The organism is Nocardioides sp. NPDC058538, from assembly GCF_042719275.1.
Taxonomy (GTDB): domain Bacteria; phylum Actinomycetota; class Actinomycetes; order Propionibacteriales; family Nocardioidaceae; genus Nocardioides.
In genome coordinates this window covers 24,035-40,905 of record NZ_JBHXNY010000028.1, presented here as the reverse complement: position 1 = coordinate 40,905, position 16,871 = coordinate 24,035, and the positions used below count along the sequence as shown (strand labels likewise).

16 protein-coding genes are annotated in these 16,871 nt (G+C 70.6%); 11 read left to right on the top strand and 5 right to left on the bottom strand.

Annotation, left to right across the window (positions count from 1 at the left end):
* Window positions 1-1,326, bottom strand: a complete 1,326-nt coding sequence (locus ACFWQC_RS21480) for a phytoene desaturase family protein (RefSeq protein WP_378682589.1) — start codon at window positions 1,324-1,326, stop codon at window positions 1-3.
* The gene (locus ACFWQC_RS21475) at window positions 1,323-1,958 is read right to left on the bottom strand and encodes a DUF4126 domain-containing protein (protein ID WP_378682586.1); all 636 of its coding nucleotides are present in this window, start codon (window positions 1,956-1,958) and stop codon (window positions 1,323-1,325) included. The genes ACFWQC_RS21480 and ACFWQC_RS21475 overlap by 4 nt, the downstream gene beginning before the upstream one ends.
* Before the next feature lie 143 nt (window positions 1,959-2,101).
* Here ACFWQC_RS21475 and ACFWQC_RS21470 point away from each other — a divergent pair, with 143 nt between their 5' ends.
* The 5 genes from ACFWQC_RS21470 (at window position 2,102) to ACFWQC_RS21450 (ending at window position 5,938) form a co-directional block, all read left to right on the top strand.
* Window positions 2,102-2,695: a hypothetical protein gene (locus ACFWQC_RS21470; protein WP_378682583.1), complete on the top strand. Its 594-nt coding sequence runs from the start codon at window positions 2,102-2,104 to the stop codon at window positions 2,693-2,695.
* Window positions 2,696-2,864: 169 nt separating this feature from the next.
* A complete protein-coding gene (locus ACFWQC_RS21465) occupies window positions 2,865-3,326 on the top strand; it encodes an SAV_6107 family HEPN domain-containing protein (RefSeq protein ID WP_355017918.1) in 462 nt (153 codons plus the stop codon).
* Window positions 3,327-3,375: 49 nt separating this feature from the next.
* Complete coding sequence (locus tag ACFWQC_RS21460; protein ID WP_378682580.1) at window positions 3,376-4,101, top strand: methyltransferase domain-containing protein; 726 nt, start codon at window positions 3,376-3,378, stop codon at window positions 4,099-4,101.
* Between the two features lie 117 nt (window positions 4,102-4,218).
* Window positions 4,219-5,424 carry a DNA polymerase IV gene (dinB, locus tag ACFWQC_RS21455; protein WP_378682578.1) on the top strand — a complete coding sequence of 402 codons (1,206 nt, stop codon included), beginning with the start codon at window positions 4,219-4,221 and terminating at the stop codon, window positions 5,422-5,424.
* Between the two features lie 145 nt (window positions 5,425-5,569).
* Window positions 5,570-5,938, top strand: a complete 369-nt coding sequence (locus ACFWQC_RS21450) for a DUF3040 domain-containing protein (protein WP_160024339.1) — start codon at window positions 5,570-5,572, stop codon at window positions 5,936-5,938.
* 27 nt (window positions 5,939-5,965) lie between these two features.
* Here the strand turns inward: ACFWQC_RS21450 and ACFWQC_RS21445 are convergent, their stop codons facing one another.
* From ACFWQC_RS21445 to ACFWQC_RS21435, 3 genes are read right to left on the bottom strand one after another with little or no spacing between them, the layout of a single operon-like run.
* Complete coding sequence (locus ACFWQC_RS21445; protein WP_378682575.1) at window positions 5,966-8,254, bottom strand: transglutaminaseTgpA domain-containing protein; 2,289 nt, start codon at window positions 8,252-8,254, stop codon at window positions 5,966-5,968.
* Window positions 8,254-9,546: a DUF58 domain-containing protein gene (locus tag ACFWQC_RS21440; RefSeq protein ID WP_378682572.1), complete on the bottom strand. Its 1,293-nt coding sequence runs from the start codon at window positions 9,544-9,546 to the stop codon at window positions 8,254-8,256. The genes ACFWQC_RS21445 and ACFWQC_RS21440 overlap by 1 nt, the downstream gene beginning before the upstream one ends.
* 29 nt (window positions 9,547-9,575) lie before the next feature.
* Window positions 9,576-10,529, bottom strand: a complete 954-nt coding sequence (locus ACFWQC_RS21435; RefSeq protein WP_378682570.1) for an AAA family ATPase — start codon at window positions 10,527-10,529, stop codon at window positions 9,576-9,578.
* A gap of 290 nt (window positions 10,530-10,819) precedes the next feature.
* On the opposite strand from ACFWQC_RS21435, the gene mraZ reads away from it, so the two are divergent.
* The 6 genes from mraZ to ACFWQC_RS21405 all read left to right on the top strand — a co-directional run bounded on the left by mraZ (window position 10,820) and on the right by ACFWQC_RS21405 (window position 16,845).
* Window positions 10,820-11,242 carry a division/cell wall cluster transcriptional repressor MraZ gene (mraZ, locus tag ACFWQC_RS21430; protein ID WP_008363047.1) on the top strand — a complete coding sequence of 141 codons (423 nt, stop codon included), beginning with the start codon at window positions 10,820-10,822 and terminating at the stop codon, window positions 11,240-11,242.
* 249 nt (window positions 11,243-11,491) lie between these two features.
* Window positions 11,492-12,502, top strand: a complete 1,011-nt coding sequence (rsmH, locus tag ACFWQC_RS21425; RefSeq protein ID WP_378682566.1) for a 16S rRNA (cytosine(1402)-N(4))-methyltransferase RsmH — start codon at window positions 11,492-11,494, stop codon at window positions 12,500-12,502.
* Window positions 12,499-13,095, top strand: a complete 597-nt coding sequence (locus ACFWQC_RS21420) for a hypothetical protein (RefSeq protein ID WP_378682564.1) — start codon at window positions 12,499-12,501, stop codon at window positions 13,093-13,095. The genes rsmH and ACFWQC_RS21420 overlap by 4 nt, the downstream gene beginning before the upstream one ends.
* Before the next feature lie 12 nt (window positions 13,096-13,107).
* Window positions 13,108-14,934 carry a peptidoglycan D,D-transpeptidase FtsI family protein gene (locus tag ACFWQC_RS21415; protein WP_378682561.1) on the top strand — a complete coding sequence of 609 codons (1,827 nt, stop codon included), beginning with the start codon at window positions 13,108-13,110 and terminating at the stop codon, window positions 14,932-14,934.
* A gap of 172 nt (window positions 14,935-15,106) precedes the next feature.
* A complete protein-coding gene (locus ACFWQC_RS21410; protein WP_378682558.1) occupies window positions 15,107-15,541 on the top strand; it encodes a MarR family winged helix-turn-helix transcriptional regulator in 435 nt (144 codons plus the stop codon).
* 56 nt (window positions 15,542-15,597) lie between these two features.
* Window positions 15,598-16,845 (top strand): MFS transporter, encoded by a 1,248-nt coding sequence (locus ACFWQC_RS21405; RefSeq protein ID WP_378682555.1) that lies wholly within the window; start codon window positions 15,598-15,600, stop codon window positions 16,843-16,845.
* Window positions 16,846-16,871 lie beyond the last annotated feature (26 nt).

Below are 16,871 nucleotides of genomic sequence, written 5' to 3'. Positions count from 1 at the left end.
TCACTTCTCGGCAGGCCCGATCGACTGCGCGACCAGCGCGGACGAGAGCCCGGCGAAGGGCAGCCCGGAGCCGGGCGTCGCGTGGGCGCCGGCGGCGTAGACGTTGGGGAGAGGGGTGCGCGGCCCGAGGCGCTGGAACACCGTGCCGCGCCCCGCCCACTTCACGCCCAGCGGCGACCCGCGCCAGCGGCGTACGAGCTCGGCGGCGCCCAGGTCGACACGGTGCACGACGTGCTCGCGCAGGTCGATCTTGTGGCGCGCCAGCGCCAGCAGGACGTCCTCCATCAGCTTGCCGTGGGAGTGGATCGTCCAGGCGTGCTGCCCCTCGGGGGCGAGCCCGCGGGTCCGTACGACCAGGGTGGGCTCGCCGTGGAGCACCAGCTCGTCGGGAAGATCGAGGAGGTGCTCGGGCAGCGAGGAGAGTCCGAGGTGGAACGTCATCGGCGGGATCGCCGGCAACGAACGTTCCACCAGCGGCCGCAGTGCCGGCAGCGAGCGCGGGTCGAAGGCGAGGACGACCGCCCCGTCGGCGCCGAGATCGATCTCGCCGGCGGTGGTGCTGACCGCGACCGCCCGTCCGTCGCGTACGACGATGTCCTCCACGCGGGTCGCGGTCTGCACCGAGACCCGGCGGGTGGCCATCCGGGCGGCGAGCACCTCGGCCACCACCCCCATCCCGCCCTCGACCCGCCAGGCGCCGAAACGCTGCTCGAGATAGGCGGTGAGCCCCGCCCAGGCAGGTACGTCACGCAGCTCCTGCCCCGCCGCGACGAACGGGTGCGCCGCGACCAGCCGGAGCCGCTCGTCCTTGAACGTCTTGCGCAGCCGCTTGTGGAGGGTCTCGCGCGACCGGAACCGCTCCGCGACGGCCGCGGGCAGCGCCGAAGGCTCCCACGGCACCTCGAAGTAGTGCTGGCGCAGCACCTCCCAGTCCTCGCTGAACCTGGCGACATAGTCGGTCCACCGCTGACCCATGCCCGCGCCCAGCTCGTCGAAGGCCGCCAGCTGGGCGCCACGGGTGCCGCCGGGCACCGAGACCGAGGTCTTGTCGGCGAACCGGTGCTCGCGGATGACGTCCATCGGCACCAGCTCGAGCTCACGCTCCGCGGGCCGTCCGGACTTGCGGAACAGGTCGCGCATCACCGCGGGCAGCAGCGTCGAGGTCGCCGACGCGTCCCAGGTGAACCCTTCTTCACGCACCGGTACCAGAGCGCCACCGAGCTGACCGGAGGCCTCGAGGAGGGTCACCGAGTGGCCGAGCTTGGCCAGCCTGGCGGCGCTGGCCATCCCGGCGTACCCGCCCCCGAGGACGACTACCGCCGTCACTGGACGGGGTAGGGCTTGGTCGTGCCGTCGGACGGCTCCTCCGGCGGCGGGGCGCCACGTCTTCCACGCCGGGTCAGCCTGCGCCAACCCCCGCGAACGGCGCGGAGGAGGAGATACATCAGCACCAGCCCGGCCACCAGCAGGACCGCGGCGATGCCGGCGGCGGCCAGCGGGTGCGCGGTCGCGAACCAGACCACGCCGAGGACGAGGCCGTCCTCGGCCAGGCTGACCACCGAGTTGGAGACCGGCTCGGGGGAGGAGTTGACGGCCAGCCGCTCGCTGGCCTTGACCAGGTGGGACATGAACGCCGAGGTGCCGCCCACGACGCCGCCGACAGCCGCGTTGAGCGAGTCGGCCTCACCGGCGAGCAGGACGCCGATCACGGCGCCGATGGTGGGCCGGATCACCGTGGAGATCGAGTCCCACGTCGAGTCGACGTAGGGCACCTTGTCCGCGACGAACTCGATCGCGAACATCGCCCCCGCGGCCGCCAGCACCGGCCAGGTGCCGAGCACGTCAGGGATCTCCTCGGCCCCCGTCGTACGCTGCACGACGCCGAGCACCAGCACGACCAGATAGGCGTTGATGCCACTGGCCCACCCGCTGGAGAAGGTCAGCGCTAGAGATTCCATGGAGACATCTTGGCGTACGACACCGACAACACGGACCCGGCCCGAGACCAGGCGCACGCGATCCCGTATTTACCTCCGTTGTGCCCCGTGCGGCAGAATGGGCTGATCAACGCAGAGTTCCCCCCACGTCGCAAGGAGACCGGATGACCATGACGACACCCGACGAGAACGAAGGTGTGGTCGTGAACGAGGACCGGGAGGCCACCGTCGAGGTGGCGGCCCTCGCTGCTGAGCCCGTGCCGCGGGAGATGAGGTGGGCGGTCCGGCTGATCGTCGGTCTGATCGCGTTCAGCGCCGTCGTGGTCGTGGTCATGGTGCTGCGCTCCGATGACCTGGTGCGCGCGTGGGCGGAGGGCAACGCCTCGGCCAAGCGGATCCTGGAGACCGAGGGGCTCGAGGCCCTCATCAACCCGCCCAACGACAACCGGGTCAGCGCGCCGGCGTTCATCGCCCCCGCGATCACCCTGTTCGGCGTGATGGCCATCATGCTCGGCGTGCTCGCGGTCTTCCTCCGCAACGGCTTCGAGTGGGCCCGCATCGTGATCACCTTCCTGGTCTTCATCTCCGCGGTGGCCAGCGTCGGCGGCATCCTGACCGGCCCGCCGGTGATCATCAGCGTGCTCACCACGATCGCGATCGTCATCGCCGCCGGGCTGCTGGTGGTCATGTGGCTGCCGGCCAACACCCGCTACATCCACCCGCCGCACCTCATCCGCGGCGCCGTCGCCGACGACTGAGCGACCCGCAGCACCGCTCGACACGCCCCGCCACCGAAACGTCTTGTGACTGTCGGTGGCGGGGTGTAGTTTGATCACGTGTTCGAACAGATGTTCGAACAACCAGGCTCTGGCGGGCGTCGTCCTCGACCCCCGACGCCCGCCGGAGCCGTCCACTGCGGGGTCGACCGTGAGCGAGAAGGACGACCCGATGCATCTGCTGCCGGCCACGACGCACAGCTACCTCTTCCGAGCCACCGAGACCCTCGCGGAGGCGATCGTGGCCGACGACGTGCCGAGCAGGTACGCCATCGCTCACGTCGCCGCACTCCAGGCCGCCGCCGCGCTGATCGCCGCCCGCACCGATCCTGTCGAGGCCGCGAGCCGCGCCGGTCGCCGCCGCCCGTGGAACGCCTGGGTCCGCCTCAAGAAGGTCGCGCCCGAGCTCTCCGAGTGGGCCGACTACTTCGCCGCAGGTGCCGCCAAGCGCGCCGCCGCGGAGGCGGGCTCCATCCGTGCGGTCACCGCGGAAGAGGCCGACGAGCAGGTGCGTGACGCCGACCGGTTCCTCGCCGTCGTCGAGGAGTCGCTCGGGCTGATGGCTCACACCTCGCAGGCCACCCCGCTCCGGCACGACCGCCTCGTGGGCTGATCCAGGTGTGGCGTACGCAGGGTGGGAGGCAGGGCCTACGCTTGGCCCCATGTCAGCTGGCTCCGCTTCCACCAGTCGTCGGGCAGGCGCCCGGACCGTCGCCGTCTGGGACGCGCTCGACCCGGTCCTGGCCTCCGGCGCGCTCGACGTCCTCGACATCGGCGGCGGCACCGGCACCTCGGCCGTACGCATCGCCGGGCTCGGCCACCGGGTCACCGTCGTCGACCCCAGCCCCGATGCGCTGGCCGCGCTCGATCGCCGGGCGCGCGAGGCCGGCGTCTCCGTCGACGCGCGCCAGGGCGACCTGGCCGCACTCTCCGACGTCGCCGACCCCAGCGGTGCCGACGTGGTGCTCTGCCACGGCGTCCTCGAGGTCGTTCCCGACCCTGCTGCCGCACTGGCGGGGATCCGCGAGGTGCTCCGTCCCGGCGGCACGCTCAGCCTGCTGGTCGCCCAGCGCACCGCGGCCGTCCTCTCCCGCGCTCTGGCCGGCCACTTCGCGCAGGCCGCAGAGCTTCTCGACGACACTGCTCCTCAGGGGCGCTCCGGGCGCCGGTTCGCGCTCGACGAGGTCACCGGACTGCTCGAGGCTGCCGGGTTCGAGGTCACGGACGTTCGTGGCGTACGTGTCTTCGTCGATCATGTTCCTGGGTCGTTGCTCGATGTCGATCCTGGCGCTACCAACGCGCTGGTCGATCTGGAGCAGCGGGCTTCTACTCGTGCTGATTACCTGCCACTGGCTTCGCAGCTTCACTTGCTCGCTTCGCTTCGCTGACGGCTCGCTTCGCTTCGCCGGGTGGCGCCGACGCGGCGCAAAGGTCCCACCTCCGCTAGCGCTCCGGCGTGACATTTGCGCCGAGTCAGCGCTTGTCCGCGTCCTTGGAGGATCGGGGTGACCTCCTCCGCTGGCGCTCCGGAGGTCACCCCGATCCTCCATGTCGACATGGACGCCTTCTTCGTGTCGGTGGCCATCAGGCACCAGCCCGAGCTCTGGGACCAGCCGGTGGTGGTCGGGGGACACGCCCGTGGGGTGGTGACCTGCGCCAACTATCCGGCGCGGGCCTACGGCGTGCGGGCCGCGATGCCGGGCTCGATGGCGAGACGGCTGTGCCCTCAGCTCGTCTCGGTCCGTCTCGACTCCGGTGAGGTCGCCGAGGTCTCCCATCAGGTCCGCGAGATCTTCCGCCGCGCCACCCCGCTGGTGGAGGTGGTCAGCGTCGACGAGGCGTTCCTCGACGTACGGGGAGCGACCAGACTCTTCGGGAGCCCCGAGGAGATCGCCCAGCGGATCCGCCGCCAGATCGCCGAGGAGCTGAGCATCACCTGCTCGGTCGGTGTCGCGCCCACCCCGAGCGTGGCCAAGGTCGGCAGCCGCAAGGCGAAGCCCGACGGCGTCGTGGTCGTCCGGCCGGAGGAGATCCCCGGCTTCCTCCACCCGCTCGACGTCGGTGAGCTCTACGGCGTCGGCCCGAGCACGAGGACCCGGCTGCGGCGGCTCGGCTTCGAGACGGTGGGCGACATCGCGCGCACCCCGGTGCTGACCCTCCACCAGATCCTCGGCCCGCGCCTCGGCGGCCACCTGCACCGGCTCGCGACCGGCACCGACCAGCGCGAGCTGACCGGGCGGCTGGGGCCCGACCTGCCGGACCGGTCCACCGGCGCCCAGGAGACCTTCGGTCACGACCTGAGCGACCGCGAGGACATCGTCCGCGAGCTGTTGCGCCTCTCGGCCCGCGTCACCCGGCGGATGCGGCGGGCCGGCTCGGTCGGCCGCACGGTCGCGCTGACGGTGCGGTTCACCGACTTCAAGACCATCTCGCGCTCGCGCACGCTGCCTGATCCCACCGACGTCACCCAGGAGGTGCACGCCATCGCGGTCCGCCTCTACGACGAGCTGAATCTCCGGGGCCGGGCTCTGCGCCTGGTCGGGGTCCGGGTCGAGCACCTGGTCGCCCGCGAGGGCACCGACCGGCAGCTGGTGCTCGGCGCGCGGGAGCGGGGTTGGTCCGAGGCCGATCGCGCCATCGACCAGGTCACCGAACGCTTCGGATCCAGCCTCGTGCGCCGCGCGAGCCTGCTCGATCAGGGCCGGGGTTGACGCACCAGCCACTTCGCTTGACACAATCGGTCCTGGTTGTGCCATGTGGCAGAACGTCAAGGGGCAAGAATTTTCTGGGCTCACTACCGCCTTCAGGGTGGCCAGCCTAGACTTGGAGATGCCCCAACAGGACATGGGAGGTACGGTGCCACTCTCGGAAGAGGAGCTTCGCCTGCTCGAGCAGATGGAGCGCGCGCTCTCGGCGGAGGACCCGAAGTTCGCCTCCGCCCTCCGAGGCACGGCTCTGCGCCGTGCCCAACGTCGACACGCGGTCATCGCGGGCATCGTGCTCGCCGGTGGTGTCGCGTTGCTGATGACCGGTGTGATCTCGCGGATGTGGATCGTCGGGGTGGTCGGCTTCTTGGTGATGCTGGCCTCGACCTCCGTGCTGCTCACCGCTCTTCGTGGTGCTGCCGCGGTCGAGGAGGACGACGGGGACCACACGCCCCGCAGCTCGTTCTTCGACCGGGCCAGCGAGCGCTGGAAGCAGCGCCGCCGCGACAACGACCTCTGAGAGAACGATCTCTCAGGGAGACCACCTCTAGGACGAGATCAGCTCCCGCCCGGACCGGGCAACCGGTCCGTCGGAGGCTGGCGCCGGCGGGCGGCGGAAGACCGACGCCGGCCACAGGCGTGCCCGGCGACGGGCACGCCGATCAGCGTGCTCCCTGAGCGTGGCCGAGACCAGGCGTACGTCGTTCCCGACCGCCGCGGCGTCGCGACGCTCCGCGTAGCGGTTGCGCTCGACGGCGGCCACGATCCGCTGCAGCGCGAGCATCGGCTCGCGATCCTGCAGATGCGGGGCCAGGCCGGTGGCCTCCTCCCGGGGTGAACGGGTCCCGGTCCACGGGAGACCGAGGTCGATCGCGGTGTCGCCGAGCTCGCTCCAGCCGGCCTCGGCGTCGCCCGCGAGCCGCGTCGTACGCCGCCTGCGCCGGATCACGGCCGGCGCCGCGAGCGCGATCAGGCCGGCCAGGGCGACGATCCCCAGACCGGTCCAGACGGCGCCGGCGTTGGACTCCTCGGTGCCGGTGTCGGCGACCTCGGGCGTGTCGGGCTCCTCGCGCTGCGGACGGTTGGGCACCGGCGCGACGCTCGTGCCGGCGCTGGGAACAGGCGCCTCCGGCTCGTTGCTGGCATTGCTCAGCGCACCCGTGGTGTAGCCGGGCTCGCTGGTGTCTGCGGCCGACGGGGTCGGCTCGAAGCGAATCCAGCCGATGTCCTCGAACCACAGCTCGGGCCAGGCGTGCAGGTCGCGGCCACGGAACTGCCACACGCCGTCCTCGTCCCGGTCGCCGCCCAGGAAGCCGAAGGCGACCCGGGCCGGGATGCCGAGCTCGCGAGCGAGCACGGCCATGGCCGTGGCGTACTGCTGGCAGTAGCCGATCTTGTTGTCGGTCAGGAAGTCCAGCAGGGCCGCGCTGTCGGCGCCGACGTCACGCTCCAGGCTGTAGGTGAACTCGCCGCTGTGGCGGAACCAGTTCTGCAGGGCGACCGCCTTGGCGAACGGCCGGTCCTGGCCGGCGGTCCGCTCCAGGGCGATCTCCTCGATCTCGTCGGGGAGCAGCGGGAGGTCGGTCATGCCCGGTGGGGCGCCGACGCCGGGGTCGCCGGCGGCGAGGAGGCGCTCCTGGGTCGGCTCGACGGGGGCGGCGGTCATCCGCCAGCTCTGCCCGGCGACGGTCTGGTCCCTGCCCTCGGTGGACATGAAGTCGAGGGTGTCCTCGTCATATCGCCACGGACCCCGGGCGGTGACCTCGAGGGGATGGGCGAAGATCGGCAGCCAGGTCGACTGGAACTTCGCGCTCGCCCGCAGCTGGTAGGTCGTGGGATCGCCGAGCAGGGTCGGGTCGGACATCGGCGGCTCGAAGGTGGCCACGCCGCTGTGGTCGGAGGGTACGTCGCGGTTGCCCGAGGTCCACTCCGTGCCGGTGAACTTGGTCAGGGCTCCGACGCGGAGATAGGACGGGGGAGTCTCGGTGTCGCCGTAGACGGGGGTCACGGACACCATCACCTGGTCGCTCTGCCGGCGCAGGTCGTCGTAGAGCCCGACGGTCGGGTTGATCACTCGCAGGGGGCCGTTGCCGTCGCCAGGCCCCAGGCCCGGAAGGGAGACGTTCGGGCTGGGCATCCAAGCCGGGGTGAGCAGGGCGATCATGACCGCGGAGACGCCGATGACCGCCGGCCCGGCGGCGGGCACCACCGGAAGGTCATCGTCGAGGCGCCGGCCCCAGCGGCTCAGCTGCTGGGCTCGGTCGAGGCGGAGCATCACCAGGAACGAGATCGCGGTGAGCGCGAAGACGACCCAGGAGACCCCGCCCCCGCCGCCGGCGCCGATGATGCTGAACGGCACCGTGAAGACACCCAGCACCACGAGCCCCATCATCGGCGGCCGCCGCAGCGAGACGGCGAGGATGTCGGCCAGCAGCACCGCCGCGACGCCGCCCGGGATGAGGTAGGGCGCCACCTCCGGCCCGGACATCGGCAGGTCGAACGGGTTGAACGCGACGTACGCCTCGGTCATCTCGGCCGTGACCTTTGCCCGTCCGGCGCCGGTGACGGGGAAGGGGTGCTGCACGACCAGGAGGCCGGTCGCGATCGTGCCGAGGAGCACCTGCAGCAGGACCACGACCGAGCCGTGCACGCGCAGCAGCCGCGCGGAGATGCCGGTGCCGACCACGAGCAGGCCGGCGACCAGGATCGGGCCGAGGTAGGGGAAGCGGGTGCTCGTGAACGAACCCCACGACGACAGTGCGAACAGGACGGTCAGGAAACAGGTCAGCGGCACCGCCATCGCGGGCACCACGCCGCGTGCGTCTCGGGAGGTCATCATCGCGCCGCCCCCGCTCCCGCTGCCGCACCCCGGGTGCCGAGCTCGCGCCAGCGCGTGGCCACCGAGTCGCCGACCCCGAGCTCGACCGCCTTCCAGCCGTGCTGGATGAGCAGAGGTACGCCGCTGGGCCGCCGTTGCTCCGGCGCCAGGTGCACCGCGCTCCAGCCGTCCACGGCGAGCGAGAAGGCGAGCGCGGCCCCGGTGTGGTGTCGCACCCGGCGAAGCACGCCGGCGTCGTCCTCGTCCAGCGAGCCGAGCACCGCGACGGTGACTCCGCCCTGCCCGGCCTCGCCGATCCACGAGGCGTCGATGCGGTGGTGCTGGACGGTCTCGACCACGGCGAGCGCCTCCAGCAGGGCGGCCGCGTCGGCCTGGCCCTCGCGGTCGTGCCAGCCGGTGTTGAGCTCACCGCTGCCAGCGGCGCCGGGGGTGTTTCCGCCGGAGGTCACCAGCCGCACCGAGTAGCCGGCCTCGACCAGGTGCACCGCGACCGAGGCGGCGACCACCACGGCGTGCTCGAAGGAGGAGCCCGCACCCTGGCCGCGGTGGACCGAGCGACGGTTGTCGAGGAAGACGGTGGCACGAGCCTGCCAGGGCTGCTCCTCGCGGCGCACCATCAGCTCGCCGAGCCGCGCCGAGCTGCGCCAGTGCACCCGCCGCAGCTCGTCGCCGCGGCGGTACTCACGCACCGTGACGTCCTCCGCGCTGCCTCCGAGGAACGCCCTCGGCCGGGAGTCGCCCGACGAGGTGGCGTTGCCGGTCAGGGGAGTCGCGGGCAACGGGACCACTCTCGGGGTGACCGTGAACGGGATCGTGGACTGGAACGCGCGATTGAGCTCGACCAGGCCGAACGGGTCGGCCACGGTCACACGCATCGGGCCGATGTCGAAGCGGCCCCGGATCTCGGAGCGGATCTGGTATCCGAGCTTGTGGCGCCACCCGAAGCCGATCCGGTCGACCACGAAGCGCGGGCGCCCACCCAGTGCGTACGGCACCGTCTCCTCCAGCAGCAGGGTCCCGGTGGGGATCCGGCCCTCGTTGGCGATGGTGAGCTCTACCTTGGCCGGCTGACCGGCCTCGGTCAGGTGCGGCTCGATGTGGCGGACGAGCGCGAGCCGGTAGCGGCCCCAGGCGGCGACCACCGCTGTGACCAGCGGCAGTGCGACCAGCAGCATCCCGATCCGGGACAGTGTGGACTGGTCCAGCAGGATCCCGCAGACGATGGCGGTGATCCCGGCGGCCAGGAAAGCCCGGCCTCGGACGGTCAGTCCGGACAGTGCCTCACGCATCGCGCCCCTCCTTGAAGTCGGCCCGAGGGTCAGGTCTGTGGCACCGGCACGGCGGACACGACGGACTCGAGGATGTCGGTGACCGAGCGGCCGTGCATCGCCGCGGAGGCGCTGGGGAGGAGACGGTGGGCGAGGACCGGACCGGTCAGCCTGCGTACGTCATCGGGGAGGACGAACTCGCGTCCGTGCAGGGCGGCATGAGCCTTGGCGGCTCGCAGGAGGTGGAGGCTCGCCCGCGGCGAGGCGCCCAGGGCGAGCTCGTTGTTGGTGCGGGTGGCCGCGGTCAGGGCCACGGTGTAGCGGCGGACCGCCTCCGAGACGTAGATCTGGTTGACGACGCCGACGAGCTTGCGGATCTCCACGGCGTCGGTGACCGGGTCGAGGTCGTCGAGCGGGTTGGCCGCGCTGTGATTGGTCAGCATCGCGATCTCGGAGGCCACCGGCGGATAGCCGACCGAGACCCGCGCCATGAACCGGTCGCGCTGCGCCTCGGGGAGGGCGTACGTCCCCTCCATCTCGATCGGGTTCTGGGTCGCGATCACCATGAAGGGCGACTCCAGCTGGTAGGTCACGTTGTCGACGGTGACCTGATGCTCCTCCATGCACTCCAGGAGCGCCGACTGGGTCTTGGGGGAGGCACGGTTGATCTCGTCGCCGACCACGATGTTGGCGAAGATGCCACCCGGGCGGAACTCGAACTCCCGGGTGTTCTGGTTGAAGATCGAAACCCCGGTGACATCGCTCGGGAGCAGGTCGGGCGTGAACTGGATGCGGCGTACCGAACAGTCGATGGAGCGCGCCAGCGCCTTCGCGAGCTGGGTCTTGCCGACCCCGGGCACATCCTCGATCAGGAGGTGTCCCTCGGCGAGCAGCACGGTCAGCGTGGAGTCGACGACGTCGGTCTTTCCTTCGATCACCTTCTCGATGCTGTCGCGAATGCGGCCCGCGACCCGCACCAATGTCTCGATCTCTGCCACATGCACTGGGCCCGATCCTGGGGCCTCCAACGGCGTCGTCACGTCGCGTCCTTCCGACTCACCCTGCTTATGGGAACACCGTACGGGGTAGCGCCTACGGGCGTCTGCGTCATTCACCCGACTGTGACCTGTAGGCGGTATGCCGCCGGCTTCAGCCCCACGCGGGCCGGGGGAGCGGGCGGTGGTGGGAAATCGCCTCGTGGGGGAGGAAGGTGGTTTGAATGTGGGGGATTGTGGGGTACGGTGGGGCAAAGTGGAGGAACGATCCACGTTGAGCTGACCGCGGGGGCGAGCACATGTTCTTCATGGGCACGTACACGCCGAAGCTCGATGAGAAGGGCCGGATCTTCCTCCCGGCAAAGTTCCGAGATCGACTGGCGGAGGGGGTTGTCGTGACGCAAGGTCAGGAGAACTGCCTCGTGGTGTGGCCCGAGGACGTCTTCATGCAGGAGGCGCAGCGGGCCCAGCAGACGCCGCTCACCTCTCGGGACGCACGTGACTACGCCCGTGTCCTCTTTGCGGGGGCCGAGCAGACGACACCCGACAAGCAGGGCCGGATCGGCATTCCGCCGCTCCTGCGCGACTACGCCGGGATCGTCAAGGACGTGGTCGTGATCGGTGTGATGGACCGGATCGAGATCTGGGACCCGGCCAAGTGGGCGGAGTACTCCGCGGGTGCACAGGCCAAGTTCGCAGACCTCGACGAGTCGACGGACTGATAAAGGGACAGATCGACAAAGCGACAAGCAGCAGAGCTGATCAGAAACGAACAAGTCAACAGCGGATCCGCAGGACGAGGTCTCAGTCCCGCTCCACTCATCCAGCCATCCGGGGCACCTTCCCCGGCTCCGGACGGCCCAGGTGGTGACGGAGCGGGCATGAGACCTGGCTCTGCGGATCCGTGGCGTTGTCAGCCCGTGGCTCTCTCAACGAGGCGGGGCAGAACACACACCAGACGAAGCCGTGCGATGGGGGTCGAGGCGGTGACGAACCAGAAGCACGTGCCGGTGATGCTCGACCGCATCGTCGACCTGCTCGCGCCGGCGCTCGCCGATGGGGGCGTGCTGGTCGACTGCACGACCGGTCACGGTGGTCACACCGAGGCCGTCCTCGAGCGGATCCCTGGATCACGCGTGATCGGCATCGACCGGGACACCTATGCCCTCGGCATCGCGGGGGAGCGGCTGGCCCGCTTCGGCGATCGGTGGACAGGCGTCCACGCGGTCTACGACGAGATCCTCGACGTCGTTTCCGGGCAGGGCCTGGACGAGGTCCAGGCGGTCCTCTTCGACCTCGGTGTCTCCTCGATGCAGCTCGACCAGCGCGAGCGGGGCTTCGCCTACGCGGAGGACGCGCCGCTCGACATGCGGATGGACGCCACCCGGGGTCAGACCGCGGCGGACGTCCTCAACAACTACTCCGCGGCGGACCTGACCCGGATCCTGCGGGACTACGGCGAGGAGAAGTTCGCCAAGAAGATCGCCTACGCCGTCGTCAAGCGTCGCGAGACGGTGCCGTTCACGACGAGCGGGCCTCTGGTGGAGCTTCTCTACGCGGAGATCCCGGCACCTGCCCGTCGCACCGGCGGACATCCGGCCAAGCGCACCTTCCAGGCGCTGCGGATGGAGGTCAACGACGAGCTCGGGGCGCTGCGTACGGCACTGCCGGACTCTCTCGAGGCCGTCGGTCTGGGCGGCCGGGTGGTCGTGGAGTCCTACCACTCGCTCGAGGACCGGCTCACCAAGCGGGCCTTCGCCGAGGCGACGAAGCTGGACGTACCTCCGGACATGCCGTTCGTGCCGCCCGAGGCCGAGCCGTCGTTCCGCCTGCTCACCCGTGGTGCCGAGCAGGCCAACGAACAAGAGATCGAGGAGAACCCGCGCGCCGCCTCGGTGCGACTGCGCGCGGTGGAGCGCATCAAGCCACGATCCAACCCAAGAGACAACACAGCCAAGTCGAACCCTGGAGCAGCCAGATGAGCATCGCCGCCGCGCCACAGGCGCCCGTGCGCAGCCCGGACCGGGCCACCGAGACGACCCAGACACGGCTCACCGCCGTGCCGGCGCCGCTGCCTGCCCCGATGGCGCCGCGGCTGCCGTTCGTCGTGCTCGTCTCGATGCTGCTCATCGGTGGCGTCGTGGGTCTGCTGGTCTTCAACACCTCCATGCAGCAGTCGGCCTTCCAGGAGCAGCGTCTCCAGGAGCAGGCGACCACGCTGGCCGCCCGGGAGCAGGCACTCGACGGTGAGCTGAAGAAGATGGAGGACCCGCACAAGATCGCCGCCAAGGCGAAGGATCTCGGCATGGTCGTCCCGCAGAACGCGGCCATGCTCCGGGTCCCCGAGGCCAAGATCGAGGGCGAGGCGGCCGCGGCCGACCGGTCCGCGACACCGCCGCTGCACCCGAAGGTCGCCAAGCCTTACAGCGTGCTGGTCGCCGAGCAGAAGGCGGCCGAGGCGGCCGCCGCGAAGAAGAAGGCGGCCGAGCTCGCCGAGAAGAAGCGCGAGCAGGAGGCGGCCGAGAAGCAGACGGCCGAGGAGCAGCAGCGTACGTCTTCGGGCGAGGCTCGGTAGGGGAGCGGAGCGATGGCCCAGCGACAGGTCAAGCGGAAGGTCCGCCGGCCGGCGCGCCGCTCTGCCTCGAGGTCAACGCCGAAGGCGACGCAGCGACGCGGGCCGGTGCACATCCGGCTCCGCGTCGGCTTCATCCTGGTGGCGATGGTGCTCTCGGTCTTCGGGGGCCGGCTGGTGCAGCTGCAGGGCATCGACCCGCACTCGTACGCCGCGATGGCGGCCGCCGAGAACGTCGTCGATGTCGTGCTGCCGGCCGAGCGCGGCGAGATCCTCGACCGTGACGGCGAGGCGCTGGCCGACTCCTCCGACGGGCTGATGGTGCTGGCCGACCCGAAGCAGACGAAGAAGGACGCCCCGGCGATCGCGGCGTTCCTGGCCAAGGAGCTCGGCGTCGACTACGCCTCGGCGCTCGCGAAGCTCCGCAAGGACGGCAGCCGGTTCCAGTACATCAAGCGTCAGGTGCCCGCGACCCAGGCGACCGCCGCGGTCGAGAAGGCGGGCAAGGAGGGCTATCAGGGGCTGTGGACCAGCCGTGACCCGCTGCGCAACTACCCCAACGGCGACGTGGCGGCCAACCTGGTCGGCTTCCTCGGCAACGACCAGCGCCCGCTGGCGGGCCTGGAGGCCGCCTTCGACAAGCACCTGGCCGGCAAGGACGGGCATGCGGAATACGACGCGACCAGCCCGGTAAGCGGCACCCGGATGCCGCTGGGCACCAACAACCGCGTCGCTCCCGTAGACGGCGACGACCTGAAGCTCACCCTCGACCGCGACCTGCAGTACTACGTGCAGCAGACCCTGATGGAGGCCGTGCAGAAGTCGCGCGCGGAGTCGGGGATGGCGGTGGTCATGGACACCCAGACCGGTGAGATCCTGAGTCTGGCCGACTACCCGACCTTCGACGCCCGTGATCCGGGAGCATCGCCGAACACGCTGCGCGGGAGCAACGCGCTCTCCAACGTCTACGAGCCCGGCTCGGTGCAGAAGGTGCTCACCGTCGCCGGCCTGCTCGACCAGGGTCTCGTCTCGCCCTCGACCCGGCTCAAGGTGCCGGGGTCCTACAGCTCGGGCGACGCCGACATCCATGACTGGTACGAGCACGGCATGGAGAAGCTCACCCTGGCCGGGGTGATCGCGAAGTCCTCCAACATCGGCACCGTGATGGCCGCGAACAAGTACGAGGACGGCCAGCTGCGCGACTACCTCTCCGCCTTCGGCCAGGGCCGGCGCACCGGCCTCGGCCTCGACACCGAGTCGGCCGGTCTGCTCGCCTCGCCGGAGACCTGGAACCCAGCCGACGAGGACCGCATCGACTTCGGTCAGTCGATCTCGGTCAACGCCGTGCAGATGACCGCCGCGCTCAACACGATCGCCAACGGCGGCGTACGCATCGACCCCAGCCTGATCGCCGGGAGCGCCACCAACAACTCCGGCATCGAGGTCGGCACCGACACCGCGGATCGCACCCGTGTGGTCTCCGAGGAGGCCGCCTCCCAGACCGCGGAGATGATGGAGCGGGTCATCAACGACCCGGACAACGCCACCGCTCCGCAGGCCGCCGTCCCCGGCTACCGCGTCTCCGGCAAGACCGGAACCGCGCAGCGGGTCAACTCCGAGTGCAAGTGCTACGACGGCACCACCACGGTCTCCTTCGGCGGCTTCGCTCCCACCGACGACCCGCGGTTCACGGTTTATGTGGCCATCCACAACCCCGGCAACGGCGGTGGCGGTGGCACCGTCACCGGCCCGGTCTTCTCCCAGATCATGTCCTTCGCCCTGCGCCGCTACGGCGTCCCGCCGACCGGCACCGAGCCTTCGAAGATGCCTACTGGCTGGTGAGTTGTGCCGGTTGCAGGGATACCCGGTTCACCGGGTGTCCCTGCACATTTCTCAGGCGTGCACTACTCGGGCAACGCAACACCGGAGAAGTGCAGGAACTGCCTGTGCGCTGTGACGGATGAGACAGATGATCCGGCTCAAATGCATAACATAGGTATGTTATGTTTCTTGGGTGAGCACGACATCTGCCTCCGGACGTGACCTGTCGATCGCCCTCGAGAAGGTGGTGCGGCTGGTGCGGGAGGTGTCGACCGCGGGGGACGTGTCGCCGACGGCGGCCACGGTGCTGGCCGGGCTGGCGAGGACGGGACCGCAACGGGTCACCGACCTGGCGCGGGTCGCCGGGGTGTCCCAGCCCGCGATGACGCAGCTGGTCAACCGGCTCACCCAGCAGGGGATGCTCGCCCGGGTCGCCGATGAAGCCGACAGGCGGGCGGTCCTGGTCGAGGTCACCGACGCCGGCCGAGAGGTCCTCGAGACCAGGCGTGGGCAGCGAGCCGGTGTGCTCGGCGCCGCCTTGGCCCGGGTCTCCGCCGAGGACCGCGCCGCCATTGCGGCGGCGCTGCCCGCACTCGACCGGCTCGTCGACGCCGTGCTCGATTCCTGACGCGCCGGCCTGCCGGCGACGCGTACGAAACCAACGTCTGAGAAGAGGCAAGAAGAATGAGCTCCCACCAAGGGGCAGCTGCCGCAAGTCCGTTCAAGCAACCACGCGCCGTGTGGGCGGTCGCGTTCGCGTGCGTGGTGTCGTTCATGGGCATCGGGCTCGTCGACCCGATCCTGCCGGTGCTCGCCGAGGAGCTGGCGGCGACGCCCGCCCAGGTGTCGCTGCTGTTCACCAGCTACCTCGTGGTGACCGCCGTGGCGATGATCGGGGTCGGCTGGGTCTCCAGCCGGATCGGCGCCAAGTGGACGCTGGTCCTCGGCCTGGTGCTGATCGTGGTCTTCGCCGGGCTGGCCGGGACCGTCGACGGTGTCGACGGCATCGTCGGCTTCCGGGCCGGCTGGGGCCTGGGCAACGCGCTGTTCATCTCCACCAGCCTCGCCGTGATCGTCGGCTCGGCGACCAGCGGGTTCGCGGGGGCGATCATCCTCTATGAGACCGCGCTCGGCCTCGGCATCGCGGTCGGTCCGCTCCTCGGCGGCGTCCTCGGTGGCATCTCCTGGCGCGGCCCGTTCTTCGGCGTCTCCGCGCTGATGGCGATCGCGCTGGTCGCCACGCTGGTCTTCCTGCCGCCGACGCCCAAGCCGGAGAAGAAGGTCACCCTGCTCGCGCCGCTCGCCGCGCTGCGCCACCGCGGGCTGCTGACGATGGGCATCATGGCGCTGCTCTACAACTGGGGCTTCTTCACCCTGCTCGGCTACGCCCCCTACCCGATGGGGCTGCACGACCCGCTCCAGCTCGGCTGGGTCTTCTTCGCCTGGGGCATCCTGGTCGCCGTCTTCGCCGTGTGGGGCGCGCCGTGGGTGCAGCGACGTTTCGGCACCGCGCCGACCCTCTACGTCAACCTGCTCGGTCTCGGTGCCCTGCTCGCCGTCATCGGCCTCGGCGTCTCCTCGCCGAGCGTGGTCATCGTGGCCGTCGTCCTGTCCGGCATCTTCGTCGGCCTCAACAACACGCTGACCACCCAGGCGGTCATGCTGGTCTCGCCGGTGGAGCGGCCGATCGCGTCCTCGGCCTACGGTTTCGTACGTTTCATCGGCGGCGGTCTCGCCCCCTTCGCCGCGGGCAGGATCGCCGAGGCGACCGACCAGTCGGTGGCCTTCTACGTCGGCGCCGCCGCCTTCCTGATCGCGATCCCCGTCCTGGCCAGCGGCCACAAGCTGATCACGGCCGCCGAGTCGGCCGAGACCGCCGAGACCGCCGAGACCTCCGAGTCCGTCGCGCCGACGCTGCAACCTGCCGGTTGAGGCTCGCCACGCCGCGCCCGGTGTCG